The sequence below is a fragment of the Agromyces bauzanensis genome (assembly GCF_014645655.1).
GTDB classification, from domain to species: domain Bacteria; phylum Actinomycetota; class Actinomycetes; order Actinomycetales; family Microbacteriaceae; genus Agromyces; species Agromyces bauzanensis.
Genome location: NZ_BMMD01000016.1, coordinates 53651 through 67752 on the forward strand (window position 1 = coordinate 53651; position 14102 = coordinate 67752).

The 14102-nt window shown below is 70.5% G+C and carries 14 protein-coding genes; 6 read left to right on the forward strand and 8 right to left on the reverse strand.

Annotated features, from left to right (window positions below; translation table 11 throughout):
- Positions 1-22: 22 nt before the first annotated feature.
- Positions 23-520 carry a pyridoxamine 5'-phosphate oxidase family protein gene (locus IEX31_RS13500; protein ID WP_188743946.1) on the reverse strand — a complete coding sequence of 166 codons (498 nt, stop codon included), beginning with the start codon at positions 518-520 and terminating at the stop codon, positions 23-25.
- Between the two features lie 93 nt (positions 521-613).
- Between IEX31_RS13500 and IEX31_RS13505 the strand changes: the two genes are divergently transcribed.
- The 3 genes from IEX31_RS13505 (at position 614) to IEX31_RS13515 (ending at position 3275) form a co-directional block, all read left to right on the forward strand.
- Positions 614-1273 carry a TetR/AcrR family transcriptional regulator gene (locus IEX31_RS13505; RefSeq protein WP_188743947.1) on the forward strand — a complete coding sequence of 220 codons (660 nt, stop codon included), beginning with the start codon at positions 614-616 and terminating at the stop codon, positions 1271-1273.
- A 79-nt stretch (positions 1274-1352) separates the two neighbouring features.
- Positions 1353-2291 (forward strand): 2-hydroxyacid dehydrogenase, encoded by a 939-nt coding sequence (locus tag IEX31_RS13510; RefSeq protein WP_188743948.1) that lies wholly within the window; start codon positions 1353-1355, stop codon positions 2289-2291.
- Between the two features lie 60 nt (positions 2292-2351).
- Positions 2352-3275, forward strand: coding sequence for a serine hydrolase domain-containing protein (locus tag IEX31_RS13515; RefSeq protein ID WP_188743949.1), 924 nt, complete (start codon positions 2352-2354; stop codon positions 3273-3275).
- 128 nt (positions 3276-3403) lie between these two features.
- Here IEX31_RS13515 and IEX31_RS13520 read toward each other — a convergent pair whose 3' ends face one another.
- The 3 genes from IEX31_RS13520 to IEX31_RS13530 form a co-directional block, all read right to left on the reverse strand.
- Positions 3404-4681 (reverse strand): type II toxin-antitoxin system HipA family toxin, encoded by a 1278-nt coding sequence (locus tag IEX31_RS13520; protein WP_188743950.1) that lies wholly within the window; start codon positions 4679-4681, stop codon positions 3404-3406.
- Entirely contained in the window at positions 4674-4922 is a 249-nt protein-coding gene (locus IEX31_RS13525; protein WP_188743951.1) for a helix-turn-helix domain-containing protein, read from the reverse strand. Before IEX31_RS13525 ends, IEX31_RS13520 begins: the two co-directional genes overlap by 8 nt.
- 213 nt (positions 4923-5135) lie before the next feature.
- The gene (locus tag IEX31_RS13530) at positions 5136-5912 is read right to left on the reverse strand and encodes an IclR family transcriptional regulator (RefSeq protein WP_188743952.1); all 777 of its coding nucleotides are present in this window, start codon (positions 5910-5912) and stop codon (positions 5136-5138) included.
- Positions 5913-6119: 207 nt separating this feature from the next.
- Here IEX31_RS13530 and IEX31_RS13535 point away from each other — a divergent pair, with 207 nt between their 5' ends.
- Both IEX31_RS13535 and IEX31_RS13540 read left to right on the forward strand, forming a co-directional pair.
- Positions 6120-6713 carry a DJ-1/PfpI family protein gene (locus IEX31_RS13535; RefSeq protein ID WP_188743953.1) on the forward strand — a complete coding sequence of 198 codons (594 nt, stop codon included), beginning with the start codon at positions 6120-6122 and terminating at the stop codon, positions 6711-6713.
- Between the two features lie 172 nt (positions 6714-6885).
- A complete protein-coding gene (locus IEX31_RS13540; protein ID WP_188743954.1) occupies positions 6886-7971 on the forward strand; it encodes an NYN domain-containing protein in 1086 nt (361 codons plus the stop codon).
- Positions 7972-7983: 12 nt separating this feature from the next.
- Here the strand turns inward: IEX31_RS13540 and IEX31_RS13545 are convergent, their stop codons facing one another.
- Positions 7984-8250 carry a DUF1707 domain-containing protein gene (locus IEX31_RS13545; RefSeq protein WP_188743955.1) on the reverse strand — a complete coding sequence of 89 codons (267 nt, stop codon included), beginning with the start codon at positions 8248-8250 and terminating at the stop codon, positions 7984-7986.
- Positions 8251-8369: 119 nt separating this feature from the next.
- Here IEX31_RS13545 and IEX31_RS13550 point away from each other — a divergent pair, with 119 nt between their 5' ends.
- Positions 8370-9404, forward strand: a complete 1035-nt coding sequence (locus tag IEX31_RS13550; RefSeq protein ID WP_188743956.1) for an NAD(P)-dependent alcohol dehydrogenase — start codon at positions 8370-8372, stop codon at positions 9402-9404.
- A gap of 48 nt (positions 9405-9452) precedes the next feature.
- Here the strand turns inward: IEX31_RS13550 and pucL are convergent, their stop codons facing one another.
- Genes pucL through IEX31_RS13565 form a run of 3 tightly spaced genes read right to left on the reverse strand, consistent with a single transcriptional unit; the run spans position 9453 to position 14071 of the window.
- Positions 9453-10358 (reverse strand): factor-independent urate hydroxylase, encoded by a 906-nt coding sequence (gene pucL / locus IEX31_RS13555; protein WP_188743957.1) that lies wholly within the window; start codon positions 10356-10358, stop codon positions 9453-9455.
- 18 nt (positions 10359-10376) lie between these two features.
- Positions 10377-13271, reverse strand: a complete 2895-nt coding sequence (locus tag IEX31_RS13560) for a molybdopterin-dependent oxidoreductase (protein WP_188743958.1) — start codon at positions 13269-13271, stop codon at positions 10377-10379.
- The gene (locus IEX31_RS13565; protein ID WP_188743959.1) at positions 13268-14071 is read right to left on the reverse strand and encodes an FAD binding domain-containing protein; all 804 of its coding nucleotides are present in this window, start codon (positions 14069-14071) and stop codon (positions 13268-13270) included. Before IEX31_RS13565 ends, IEX31_RS13560 begins: the two co-directional genes overlap by 4 nt.
- Between the last annotated feature and the right edge of the window lie 31 nt (positions 14072-14102).

The window sequence follows — 14102 nt, forward strand, 5'->3', positions numbered from 1 at the left end:
CGCGCTCAGGTGCACCGCGCGCTCAGGCCACGACGGATGCCGCGACCGGCACGCGCCCGCGAGCGCCCTCGGTGTCGCGCATGCCCAGCACCGAGACCCCGACGCCGTAGGTGACGAAGTCGCCTGTCGGCCGCACGGCGATGGCGATGAGGGCGCCGCGCTCGCCGCCGTCGGTGACCTCGAGCCCATGCAGGAGCGCGCGGCGCACGTCACCGGGAAGGTCGGCAGCAGGCATCGTCTCGGCGACGCCCTGGAACGTGATCGTCGCTGCCGGGATCTTCACCCACGGCACGAACGGCACCCGCTTCGCGATCGGCACGGTGACCGAAACCGCCGGGTTCGCGGCGATGTGCCGCGCCTTCCACTCCCGGTCGTTGGTGGTGAACCAGATGACGCCGTCGTGCACGTGGTGCATGACCCCGGCCGTGCGCGCCTCGCCGCGGCCGGACACCATCCCGATCACCAGGAAGTTCTCCTCGGCGATGGCCTGCCAGACGTCCTCGTTCGTGATGTCGACCATGTTGCACCTCCGCTTTACATTGTCAAGGCTTTACGATGTAAAGCAGGGTAGTGACGATCGCTTTACATTGTCAAGAGGCAGGATGGAGGCAGGATGACGGAGACCGCAAACGCGGCAGTGGCGACGACCGGAACGTCGGTGATGGATGCCGCTCAGGGCACCGGTTCCCCCGGCCGCGCGGCGCTCCTCCGAGCCCTGGAGGAGCTGGCGCGCGAACAGGGCGTGAGCAACGTCGGCCTCCGCGAGGTCGCCCGCCATGCGGGACTCTCGCACGCGGCGCCCACGCACTTCTTCGGCAGCCGGGACGGCATGATCCGGGCACTGGCGTTCGAGGGGCTCCAACTCCTCGACGACGAACTCTGCGTCGCGCAGGAACGCGACGCACAGCTGCCCGGACGTGAGCGACTCGTGTCCGACGCCATGGAGTTCGTCGCGTTCGCCCAGCGGCATCCGGCCCATTTCGATGCGATCTTCCGAACCCCGTCGGCAGCGGCGGGGGATGACAGCCTCGACCGCGCGCGGCGTGCAGCCCTCGATGGTCTCCGTGCGCTGGTGATGGAGGTCCACGCCGCGGGCGACATCAGCGGTGACGTGGAGACGGTGTTCCTCCAGCTCTGCACGCTGAGCCACGGCATCGCGTCACTCGCGGTCGACGGCCTCCTGAAGGGGTTCGACAAGGTACCCGAGGGGCCGAACGTCTCCGCCGAGGTCGTGGAACGGATCATCCGCGCACAGGTCGCGCAGCTGCCGTGATGCCGACGCGTGGCCGAGATCCCGCCGCCGGTCTCTGCTCGCCCCACGGATCGGGATGTCGCTCTGGAAGGATGGCGGCATGACCGAATCCCGCCTGCTCGTGTCCGTGCCCGGGGAGACCCTGCGGGAGGCCCTCACGCACGGCCCCGGCGGCGTGCCCGAGGGCGTCGACGTCGTCGTCTGGGACCTCTCGACCCCGCCGCCCGCCGACCACCTCGATATCGTGGTGCCGCCCTACATGGGCACCGCGCGCCTCCTCGGCGCACTCGAGCACGTGTGGACGCGCTTGGTGCAGGCGCAGTCCATCGGCTACGACGACATCGCCCCCGCTCTGCCGCCCGGTCACGTCTACGCGAACGCGGCGAGCGTGCACGAGACCTCCACGGCCGAGCTCGCGCTCACGCTCACGCTCGCCGTGCAGCGCGGCATCCCCGGCTTCGTGCGCGGCGCGGTCGAGGGCCGCTGGGCGCCCGCACTCCACGCCAGCCTCGCCGACCGTCGTGTGATGCTGCTCGGCTACGGCGGGGTGGGCCGCGCGATCGAGGCCCGGCTCGCCCCGTTCGAGGTCGAGCTCGTGCGGGTCGCCTCGCGGGCACGCGACGACGACACCGGGCACATCCACGGCATCGACGAGCTCCCTGCACTCCTTCCCGGGGTGGACATCGTGATCGTCGGCGTGCCGCTCACCGCGGAGACCACGCACCTTGTCGACGGCGCGTTCCTGTCGGCGCTGCCCGACGGCGCCCTCGTCGTGAACATCTCCCGCGGAAAGATCGCCGACACCGCGGCGATCCTCGCGGAGGCGGCATCCGGTCGCCTGCGGTTCGGCCTCGACGTCACCGACCCCGAGCCGCTGCCCCAGGGCCATCCGCTGTTCGCGCTGCCGAACGTGCTCATCTCGCCCCACGTCGGCGGCGCGTCGAGCGCGATGATGCCCCGAATGGCGCGGCTCCTGCGTAAGCAGATCGAGCGGATGCTCCGGGGCGACGAACCCGTGAACGTCGTGCTGCGCAGCTGACCCGCTGCTCATCCTCGGAATTCGCGAGCAGACCGCCACCGCACCACGAGAGAGGATCCCATGCCCCGTTTCGACCACGCCTTCGACTGGGTGCGCCGTCACGTCGAGCACGGACCGCTGCCGACTGCCGTGCTCGGCATCGCCACCGCCGAGGGAGTCGTCGCGCTCGACGCGTTCGGGTCGGAGGGCGGGCGCGCGGCATCCGTCGACGACCACTACCCGCTCTTCTCTGCCACGAAACCGATCATGGGGCTCACCGCCCTGCGGCTCGTCGAGGAGGGCCGACTCACGCCCGAGACGCCGCTCACCGCCGCCGTGCCCGAGTTCGGGTCGGATCGAGACGACGTCGTGCGCCTGCGCCACCTCGTCAGCCACACCTCGGGCATCGCCGAGCCGCCGATGGAGACGCCACTCGGGCTGCGGCTCTCGCTCCTCGCACCAGGCCGGGATTTCGCAGCCGGCACGATGTCGCGATACTCGTCCATCGCGTTCGAGGGCGTCGCGGCGCTCATCGAGCACGCGAGCGGTGCGCCGTGGGAGCGGGCGGTCGCGGTCGTCGGCGAGCGAGCGGATGCCCCGGGCATCACCTTCGACGCCGACATGTCGTCGCACGCTCCCGTCGACGCCGCCGAGCAGGGCGTGGACCACGCCCGGTTCGCGACGCTGCGGCATCCGGGTTCCGGCGTCGCACCCGTCACGTACGATGCCATGCTGCGCCCGCTCACCGCGGGGCTGCCGAAGCTCGAGCCCTACGTCGAGAGCCGCGGCCAGGACTGGGGCTTCACGTGGAACCTGCGCAACTCGGCCCAGGGGCTGCTCGCCCGCGACACGTTCGGCCACGGCGGCTGGGCGGGAGCCGAGTTCTGGATCACGCCGTCAGCAGGAGTGTGCTTCGTGCTGCTCACGAACCTCGGCGCCGGCTTCAGGCGGCTCGGCGTCGACGCCGACGAGCTGCACAACGTCGTGGCCGCGGCGGCGGCGTAACGTGCCCGATGTTCCCGTTCCCGCGCCACGTGCATTGCCGGATGGACACGTCGCGCGGGAACGGAAACGCCGGCGGTGGGTGCGCGCCCGCCACCGACTGACCTGTTCACCAGACCCGATGGTTCTGTTCAGTGCCGCCGCTCGCTGATCTGCTTTCCGTCGACCAGTCGAGACGCGTTCCATTCGAACGCATCTCGGAGTCCCGGCGATACACCGCGCGGGACTCTCACGTGGCTGAGCGCATCCGTGAAGCGCGCCAGTGAGTCCGCGATCGTCGTCTCGATGGCCGATCGCCCGAGCACGCCCCACGACTGGGCCTCCTCCGCGATCCGATCGACGCTGACCTTGCGGTGGTCGAACTCACCGCCGATCGCGAACGCCATCGTCCAGTCGATCCGACCCTCTTGATGCAGGTTCGGCACGGCGTCGTACAGGTCGGTGAGTCGATCCTCTCCGGGAAGATGGAGGATGCCGACGTTCTTCGCGTGGCCGTCGTTGTCACCGACGAGCACACGGAAGATCAGTTGCCGCAACCAGGTATGGAGTACCGCATCGTCGCCGAGCCCGGCGACCATCTCCGCGATCCGGTACGCACTCGGACGTTCGGGGCTGTTCTGACGAGTTCTGTCCTGGAACTTCGCCTCGTCATCGGTCCATTCCAGGCCGAGCGCCTGAGCGGCATCCTCCTGGTGGACGAGGTGCACGGTGGCACCGGCCACGACTCGATCGAACCGCTCGATCGCGAGATAGCGAGTTGGGCCGACCGTGAGCAGTTCGCTGCGAAAGCCTGCGAGTGCCGCGTGCCGGGCGAGCTCGTGGCTGTAGAACTCGTCGACGACCTTGTGCGGCCGGGAGGCGAGTTGCGGCTTCAGGATGTGCGTCGAGTGGGCCCGCCCACGGGGCAGCAACCAGTCGCTGTCCCCGAGTTTCGCCACGAGTAGTTTCGGCTGAAAGCCCTGGATCATCGACCGGCTGTCGTCACGGATGCCTTGGTCGTGGTCCTCAATCGCTTTCTTCATCAGTCTGCGGAGTGCTGCGTCCGACAACTCCTCGTACGACGGTTCGTACCGCTGTGGTTCGTCGGGAAGTCGGAAGGTCAGTGCGCCGGCGATCGACCCGCCGAACTCGCTCAGGAGCCCGAAGAGATCTCGCTCATGGATCCCTCGCTCAGCCGCCATCGCTCTGCGCTGATTGCCTTCGGGTGCGTACCCGCCGAGAAACCGCGAGACGAGGTTCACCGCAGGGGCGCGACCGGGAATCGCCGCGAAACTCTCGGTCAGCCGAACGGCGCTCGACTCGAAGTCTTCGGCCCACGTGAGCTGCACGAACTCGCGGGTTCGCCTTGGTGCGCGGGCAACGGTTGCGATCCGGTTGTCGTGCAGGTACACCTCGAGCCGATCAGCCATCGAGGCTCTCTCGAGCCCTCGGCAGATCGAAGCTCACCGTGACACGAACGCCGAGCTTACGCAACGCGCGGAACAGGCGGGTCGCGTACATGTTGGGCTTCCCACTCTCGAGTTCGCTGAGGTAGTACCTCGAGAACCCGAGCGCGGAGGCGAGTTCCTCTTGCGTGACCGAGCGTGCTTCGCGGGCAGCTCGCAGGGTTTGGCCGAGGTCGGCAGGCTTCCGAATGTCAACGGATGGCATGAGAGTCCCCAATGCTGGAATATCCACACAACGTACGATGTGAGAATATCATCACAATCCGGGATGTGGACATATTCCCGCATCACCTCATGTATGGGTATTCCCACACCTACGGCAGCGGGTGACGCGTCCATGTCTCCGTTCGCGGGCCACGTGCCCCGCCGGATGGACACCCCGTGCGGGAACGGGAACATGGGCTGAGGGAGTGGCGACTCAGCCGGCGACGCGCGCTGACACCTGCCATGCGCCACGGCGCACCGCCCGCTCGAGCTCCCACGCCCGCGACGGCAGGTCCTTCGCCGAGACCGACACCGACACGGCGCCGACGACGCGTCCGGCGGGGCTGCGCACGGGCGCGGCGATGCACGCGAGCTTCGGCAGGTACTCCTCGACCTCGACGGCGAGCTGCTGGGCGCGCACCTCGTCGAGCTGCTCCCGCAGCGTCGCGACATCCGTCACGCTCGCCGCCGTGAGCCTGGCGGCGCCGCGCTTCTCGAGGAACCGTGCGACCGCAGCGTCGTCGCGCGACGCGAGCATGAGCTTGCCGAACGCGGTCGTGTGCGACGCCTCGGCGAAGCCCACGTGCAGCTGGCCGATGCGCGGGTGCTCGGGCGAGTCCGCGATGTGCGCCACCGCGATGTCGTCGCCACGGAACACCGTGAGGTAGGCGGGCGCGTGCGCCGTGTCGTGCAGGGCGCGGAGCACCGCTCGCACGGGGTCGGTCGCGACGAGCTGCACCTGCAGCGCGCGTCCGAGCTGGTCGACCGAGCGGCCGAGGATGTAGCGGTGCTCGCCGGGCTGGCGGGTCAGGTAGTCCTCGTGCTGCAGCGTGGCGAGCAGCCGGTAGGCGGTCGACTGGCCGAGCCCGAGCCGCTCGGCGATCTCGGCGGCGGTGAGACCCGTCGGCGCGGCGCCGACGAGTTCGAGGATGCGCAGCGCGCGCTCGGCCGACTGGATGCCCGCGCCGCTTCGGCGCTCCACTGCGCTCATGACGCCGATGCTACGCCGCGGCGCCGGTCGCGTCGCCGTCGCGGGCCGACCGAGCGAGCGAACCTCCCCCGGGATTCGCACATAGTGCGAAGCGGGCGTGACACCCGCGGCGCCGGCGCGCAGGGTGGAGATCGCGGGCACCGCGGCATCCGCTCGCCCGCTCCCCTCCGCCTGCTCCACGCAGGCCCGACGTACAGAGAGGTACCCATGTCGAAGATCCTCATCCTCACCGGCGACGCCGCCGAGACCCTCGAGGTGTTCTACCCCTACCACCGCCTGCAGGAGGCGGGCTTCGAGGTGCACATCGGCGCACCCGAGGCGCGCAAGCTGCAGTTCGTCGTGCACGACTTCGTCGACGGCTTCGACACGTACACCGAGAAGCTCGGCCACACCTGGCCGGCGGATGTCGCGTTCGCCGACGTCGACCCGGCCGACTACGTTGCGATCGTGGTGCCCGGCGGTCGCGCGCCCGAGTACATCCGCAACAACGAGGACGCCAAGCGCATCGTGCGTCATTTCTTCGAGACGGATGCCCCGGTCGCGGCCACCTGCCACGGACCGCTGCTGCTCGCGGCCGCCGGGGTGCTGCACGGCCGCACGTCGTCCGCATACCCCGAGCTCGCCGTCGACGTCGAGACGGCCGGCGGCGTGTTCGAGAACGGCGGCGGCGTGGTCGACGGCAAGCTCGTCACGGCCCGCGCGTGGCCCGACAACGGCACGTGGATGAAGGCGTTCCTCGAGGTGCTCGAGGCCGCCGGCGTGCGCGCCGGGGGCGAGCTCGCCGCGGCATCCGCCGGCTGAGCGTCCGACCGTCGGAGCGCGCTTCTCGTCCCGTGTTCCCGTTCGTACGCCGCGTGCCCCTCCGGGCGGGCACCGCACGCGCGAACGGAAACATGGGGCGGTGGCGTTCCGCCGGACGCTCCTCAACCCGCGGGCCTACGATCGAGGTGACGCCCAGCAACGGAAGGTCGACATGCCCGCCTCGACAGAACCCCGCGTGGCCCTGTACTTCGATTTCGACAACATCGTCATCTCGCGCTACGACCAGCTGCACGGCGACGGCGCGTACCGCAAGGACACGTCTCGCACCAAGACCGTCTCGCCCGGCACGCAGGCCGCCGCGCGCCTGAAGAAGGCGACGGTCGACATCGACGCCGTGCTCGACTTCGCCGCGACGTTCGGCACGATCGCGATCTCACGTGCGTACGCCGACTGGTCGACGCCCGTGAACGCCAGCTATCGCGGCCAACTCATCGACCGGGCGGTCGACCTCGTGCAATTGTTCCCACTGTCGGCGACGAAGAACGGCGCCGACATCCGCCTCGCCGTCGACGCGGTCGAGGACATGTTTCGCATCGAGGACCTGACCCACATCGTCATCGTCGGGGGCGACTCCGACTACGTCGCCCTCGCCCAGAAGTGCAAGCGGCTCGGCCGCTACGTCGTGGGCATCGGGGTGTCGGGCGGCACGAGCCGTGCGCTCACCGCGTCGTGCGACGAGTTCGCCGACTACGACGCGCTGCTGTCGACGGATGCCGCGGTCGAGGAGGACGAGGCGGGAACGGTCGAGACGCCGGTCGAGCCGGCGGCGGCGCCCGAGGCATCCGCCCCTGCTCGATCGCGCCGTGCGTCGTCGCGCGAGGGGAAGCCGAAGCAGGGAGCGGGAGTCGACGCGACCGTCGCCGAACTCGCGGAATCGAGGCGGGCCGAACCGCCGACCAACCAACCCGCCACCGAGACCGCCGTGGGGAAGGCTGCGAAGTCGACCGCACGTCGCACGAGCCCCGAATCGGAGGAGGCGACGACGGCGACGACGCGCAACCCCGGGCGCCTGCTGCTGAAAGCCCTGGAGCTGCTGCGCGCGAAGAACGACCAGGAGTGGCAGGCGAGCGGTGCCGTGAAGAACCAGATGCTCCGCATGGACCCCGGCTTCCAGGAGCGCCGGCTCGGTTTCGCCTCGTTCACCGACTTCGTGAAGTCGCGTGCGGGCGTGGTCGAACTCGACGAGACCGGCGGCAACCGCGTCCGGATCCGCCCGAAGGCCGTGAAGAAGGACTGAGGGACCGGAAGCCTAGTCCCGGGAGCCGCGGCCGCCACCACCCGGGCCGTAGATGATGATCGCGACGACCGGGATGAGGAAGAACCACAGCCAGGACCACGCGAAGCCGCGAAGAGCGGCATGAGGTCGCCCCTGGTGACGGCTCACCGCGCCGCGCTCGCGCGCTCCTGGTACTAGCCGTCCCACGGTGCGCGCGTCGGCGAGCTGCCCCACGGCCTCGTCGCGCTCGGCGTCGCTCAGCCGCAGGTCGGGCCGGTCTGGATTCGCATATCCGCTCATGACCCCAGCCTGCCGTGTGCGGGCGTCGACGGTGGGACTTTCGTCGCGGTATCCGTCGCCCCGACCGTGCAGACTGGGGCCGCAGGCGAATCCCGCCGAAACGAACGGAGCACGAGGACATGAAGGCACTGCAATACCGCGAGATCGGCGCCGAACCCGAGGTGGTCGAGGTCGAGACACCCGAACCGGGTCCGGGGCAGGTGCGGCTCAAGGTGACCGCGGCAGGCGCCTGCCATTCTGACAGCTTCATCATGGGGCTGCCCGCCGACCAGTACGGGTGGGGACTCCCACTCACGCTCGGTCACGAGGGCGTCGGCGTCGTCGACAAGCTCGGTGACGGCGTCACCGGACTCGCGCTGGGCGAATCCGTGGCGGTATACGGGCCCCAAGGCTGCGGGCGTTGCTACCAGTGCGCGCAGGGCAAGGAGAACTACTGCCCGCGTGCGGCGGAGCTCGGCATCGCCCCTCCGGGACTCGGCGCACCCGGCTCGATGGCGGAGTACATGCTCGTGCCCGACGCGCGGCACCTCCTGCCGATCGGCGACCTCGACCCGGTCGCGAACGTGGCGTTGACGGATGCCGGGCTGACTCCCTATCACGCGATCAAGATGTCGCTGCCGAAGCTCGTGCCTGGCTCGACCGCGGTCGTCATCGGCGCGGGCGGGCTCGGCCACGTCGCGATCCAGATGCTGCGGGCCCTCACCCCCGCGATGGTGATCGCCCTCGATGTGAGCGTCGAGAAACTGAAGCTCGCGACGGAGGTGGGCGCGCACCACGTCTTCCCCTCCGACGGCGAGTCCGCCGAGCGTGTACGCGAGCTCACGCACGGCAGGGGCGCCACTGCGGTGTTCGACTTCGTCGCCATCCAGCCGACACTCGACGCGAGCCACGACATGGTCGCGGTCGAGGGTGACGTGGTGCTCGTGGGCGTAGGAGCCGGCACCCTGCCGAGCGGCTTGCTCGCCGCCCCCTACGACTCGGTGGTTCGGGCGCCGTACTGGGGCTCGCGGTCGGAGCTGTTCGAGGTGTTCGACCTGTCCCGCGCCGGCCTCGTGCACGTCGAGACCGAGGTGTTCTCGCTCGACGATGCGCCCGAAGCGTACCGCCGGCTGCACGAGGGCACGCTGCGCGGGCGGGCGATCGTGGTGCCGTAGCTCGGCTCACCGGGTCCGGCGGCCGGGCGTCGGACCCGGACGCTCGCCTCAGGCGAACGCGTCCTGCCGGCGCCAGGCGGGACCCGCATCGGGCGCGTCGTCACGCGTGACGCTCGCCTGGATGAGGCCGTACGGCCGGTCGTCGGCGTGGAACACCTCGTTGTCGTTCTCGATGCCGAACCGCTCGAGGTCGTAGCGGAAGTGGTGCTTGTTCGGCGCCGAGAGCCGCACCTCGGCGATGACGTCGTACGCCTCGAGCACCGCCTTGCCCATCTCGTAGAGGGTCTGCTGCAGCGCCAGCGAGTGCACGACGGCGAACTGGCGCACGAGCAGCGACCTGACCCCGGCGTACACCGCGTTCCAGTCGGCTTCGGTGGTGGTGAACCGCCATGTCGCCACCAGCGAGGTCGCCATCACGCGGTCGGTCGTGGGCTCGAGCACCGTGTATTCGTCCTCGTAGAAGCCGTGGAACTCCGAGCCGGTCGACTTCAGGATGACGAGGTCCTTCAGCCCGCCGGTGATCCAGGTGCGCTGGGCGTCCCCTCTGCCCTCCACGGTCACCGACGCGGTGCGCACCTCCTGTCCCTTCCGGACCCAGGTGTGGTCGTGCTCGACGCCGTCGACGAGCGCGCGCTCCCATGCGTAGTCCTCGATCTCGATGCGGGCGGCGGCGACCGGCGGCACGTCGTCGACGAAGTGTCGCGCGAGCGAGAGCCCGTACTCCTCGATCGACGCTGTGCCGAGGCGCTTCGCGTAGGCGTATGCGGTCTGCTTCTGCGAATCGGTGGGCAGCACGTTGGACTGGTCGCCGACGAGGTGGGCCGGTGCGAAGTCGCCGCGCAGCGCAGTCGACACGTTCACGTCGTGGATCTCGTGCCGCGGCGTGTCGCGCACGATCCGCACGATCCGGTTCTCCGCCTTGCCGTACTGGTGGTCTCCGAGGATGATGGCCATCTTGCTCCTTCTGGTTGCTCAGGCGTCGATCGGCTCACTCTCCGCGTCCGCGGCGGGCAATGTGGTGGACGCAGCGGGGTCGGATGCCACGCGGTCGGATGCCGCGTCGACACGTGCGGGGTCGGACGCCGCAGCCTCGTGCACGAGTCGCCAAACCCGGTCGCGCGAGAACGGCGTCTCGTACGGGCGCACGCCGATCGCCCGGCGGATCGCATTCCCGATCGCCGGCGCCACCGGGTTGTAGGGGCTCTCGCTCATCGATTTCGCCCCGAACGGGCCGAGGTCGTCGCTCGTGACGGCGAAGAGCACCTCCGTGTCGGGCACGTCGGCGAGCTGGGGAACCCGGTACAGACGGAAGACGGGCGTCTGCACGCGTCCGTCCGCACCGACCACGACCTCTTCGTAGAGTGCTCCGCCGATCGCCTGGGCGGCACCGCCCTCGACCTGCCCGCGGCACTGCTCGGGGTTCATCACGGTGCCGGCATCGGCGCTCTGCACCGACTGCAGGATGCGCACGACGCCCGTGCGCACGTCGACGGCCACGCGCACGGCGTGCACGTTGAACGCGAGCGACCGCTGCTCGCCGAACTCGTCGCCGTGCGTGCGGATGCCGTCCCCGTGCCGGTGCTCGTCGGGTGCGGCGGCGATGAGCTCGGGAAACGACACGAGCCGGCCGCCCGCACGTACGCCGTCGACGCCGAGCGTGCACGCCGCGGCATCCGTGCCCGTGATGCGGGCGGCCGTCTCGACGAGGATGCCGCGCAGGGCGAGCGCGGCGGAGTGCAGCGCCTTGCCCGCCACGGTCGTGCCCGCCGACGCGAAGGCACCGGTGTCGTACCGAGCCCCGTCGGTGTCGGAGTTGTGCAGGCGGATGCGGTCGACGGTGGTGCCGAGGTCGGTGGCGACGATCTGCGCGTGCACCGTCGTGGTGCCGTTGCCGAACTCGCTCGTGCCCACGCCGAGCGTGACCGTGCCATCGGGCCGCAGCAGTACCGAGGTCTTCGCGATGTGCCCACGCGGCGCCGTCGTGGCGATCATGGATGCCGCCATGCCCTCGCCGACCCGCCAGCGCCCGCCTTCGGGTGCCGCGGCGGCGTTGCCGCGGCGCAGGGCTTGCTCGGCGAGGTCGAGACACTGGTCCAGGCCGTAGCTGCCGGGCACGATGTCGGGCTCGGGATCGCCTTCGAAGCCGAGCGGCACCTCGCCCTCGCGGATGGCGTTGATGCGGCGGAGTTCGAACGGGTCGATGCCGAGTTCGATCGCGAGCTCGTCCATCGCGGACTCGACCCCGAGGATGACCTGGCCGAGGCCGTAGCCGCGGAAGGCGCCCGACGGCACGTTGTTCGTGTAGACGACCTCGGCGTCGACGCGCTTCACGGGGCTCGAGTAGAGGCTCATCGATTCGGTGCATCCGTGGAACATCACGCCGCGCGAGTGGTTGCCATAGGCGCCGGTGTCGCTCAGCACGTCGACCTTCATGGCGGTCAGCCGCCCGTCACGCGAAGCCCCGAGCGACACTGCGACGCGCATCGGATGCCGCACGGTCGTGCGCACGAACTCGTCGTGCCGGCTCAGCTCGTAGGCGGCGGGCCTGCCGGTGCGCAACACGGTGAGCGCCACCAGGTCCTCGGTGAGCAGCTCCTGCTTGCCGCCGAACCCGCCGCCGACCCGCGCCGTGAACACGCGCACGCGCTCCTGTGGCAGGGCGAACACGTGGCAGAGCTCGTCGCGCACCAGGAACGGCACCTGCGAGCTCGTGCGCACCACGAGCCGGCCCTCGTCGTCGAGCCAGCCGAGCGACCCGTGCGTCTCGAGCTGGGCGTGGCTCACGCGCTGCGTCCGCCAGCTGCCCGACACGGTGACGTCGGATGCCGCGAGCGCCGCGTCGGCGTCGCCGCCGAAGCCGGCGTGCAGGGCCGCGACCATGTTGCGGTGGGCCTCGTCGACGCGGTCGTCGGGGGTGCGGTCGGGGTGCAGCAGCGGAGCACCGGGCGCCCGCGCCGCCTCGGGGTCGAAGACCGCGGGCAGCACCTCGTAGTCGACGACGATGCGGCGACAGGCCTCCTCGGCGGCCGCGACCGTCGATGCGGCGACCGCGGCCACGCGCTGCCCGATGAAGCGCACCACGTCGTCGAGCACGCGCGTGTCGTCGGGGTCGTCGGTGCGGTGCTCGTGGCGGCCGGTCGAGAAGCGCGTGGCCGGCGCATCCTCGTGCGTGAGCACCAGTTCTACGCCCTCGACCGCGAGCGCCGCGCTGGTGTCGATCGAGCGGATGCGGGCGTGCGCGTGCGGGGACGCGAGCACCCGGAGGTGCAGGGCGCCGGGGAGCATCGTGTCGAAGGTGAACGGCTCGGCCCCCGTCACCACGCGATGCGCCGCCAGCGGCGTCTGCGAGTGCCCGATGAGCGATGTCGGCCGGTCGTCGGCGCCCGAGGACCCGAGGTTGCGCGCGCGGCGGGGGCGGGCGGCATCCGCCTCGCTTCCGCGAACGCCGGAAGCGATCGACTCGCGGATGCTCCGGTAGCCCGTGCAGCGGCAGAGGTTGCCCTTCATGAGCCGTGGCAGGTCGTCGAGCTGCGAGGCGTCCAGCGTCGAGGCGGTCACGATCATGCCCGGCGTGCAGAAGCCGCACTGGAAGCCGAAGTGGTCGACGAACGCCTGCTGCATCGGGTGCGGGTCGTCGGCTGTGCCGAGGCCCGCGACCGTGGTGACGGAGCGGCCGTCGATGCGCTGCGCCGGGGTGATGCAGGAATGCACCGGCTCGCCGTCGACGAGCACCGAGCAGGCGCCGCAGTCACCCGCGTCGCAGCCCTTCTTCACCTCGAAGTGCTCGTGCTCGCGCAGCAACGTGCGCAGGCACTGCCCTGGTCGGGGGGCGGCCTCCTGCTCGCGGCCGTTGACGCTGAACCTCATGCGGCGAGCTCCTGCCGGATCTCCTCGAGCAGCACCGCGCTCACCTCGCGTCGCCAGTCGGCGGCGCCGAGCGGGTCGGTGTGGTACCCGTCGACGGTTGTCGCGTCGGCTCGCAGGGTCGCGGCAGCCGGGAGCCGGTCGTACCGCAGCACGGCCGGCCTCGTGACCGCCGCCGTGATGCCGAACACGGCCCGCCCGTCGTCGTCGACGCGGCCGGTCAGCACGGCGCCCGACCGGCCGAGCTCGGCGAGCGCGATCTTGCGGAAGGCGGTACGCCCGCGCAGCGCGTAGGCGGGGAGTTCGATGGCGCGCAGCACGTCGCCGTGCTCGAGCAGGTTGGTGCCGTTGCCCGTGACGAGGCGTTCCACCGGCATCCGCACCTCGCCGCCGTCGGGCGTCCAGATCACGGCGACGCCGTCGAGGGCGACCGCGAGCGAGATCATGGCGCCCGCGGCGAACGACCGGCAGACGTTGCCGCCGACGGTGGCGGCATTCCAGACCTTGAAGGAGGCGAGCAGCGCCGTCGCGCTCTCGAGGAAGAGCGGTTGCGCCGTCCAGCCGTCGCGCCGCGGCATCGCGGCGAGTTCCGCGATCGTGCAGGTGGCGCCGATACGGAGTCCTTGGTCATTCGCTTCGAGCGAGGGCCAGCCCATGGTCGTGAGGTCGACGAGCCCGGTCGCGTCGAGCTGCGGCTCGGAGAACATCCACGTGCCGCCGGCGACGAAGCGCTCCGACTGACGGAGCCGAAGGTCGCCGCGCGTGCGCGCGAACCGGTACGTGGTGATCATGTCGAGGTCCATGGATCCCCCCTCCGAGATCCAGTGAACCCAA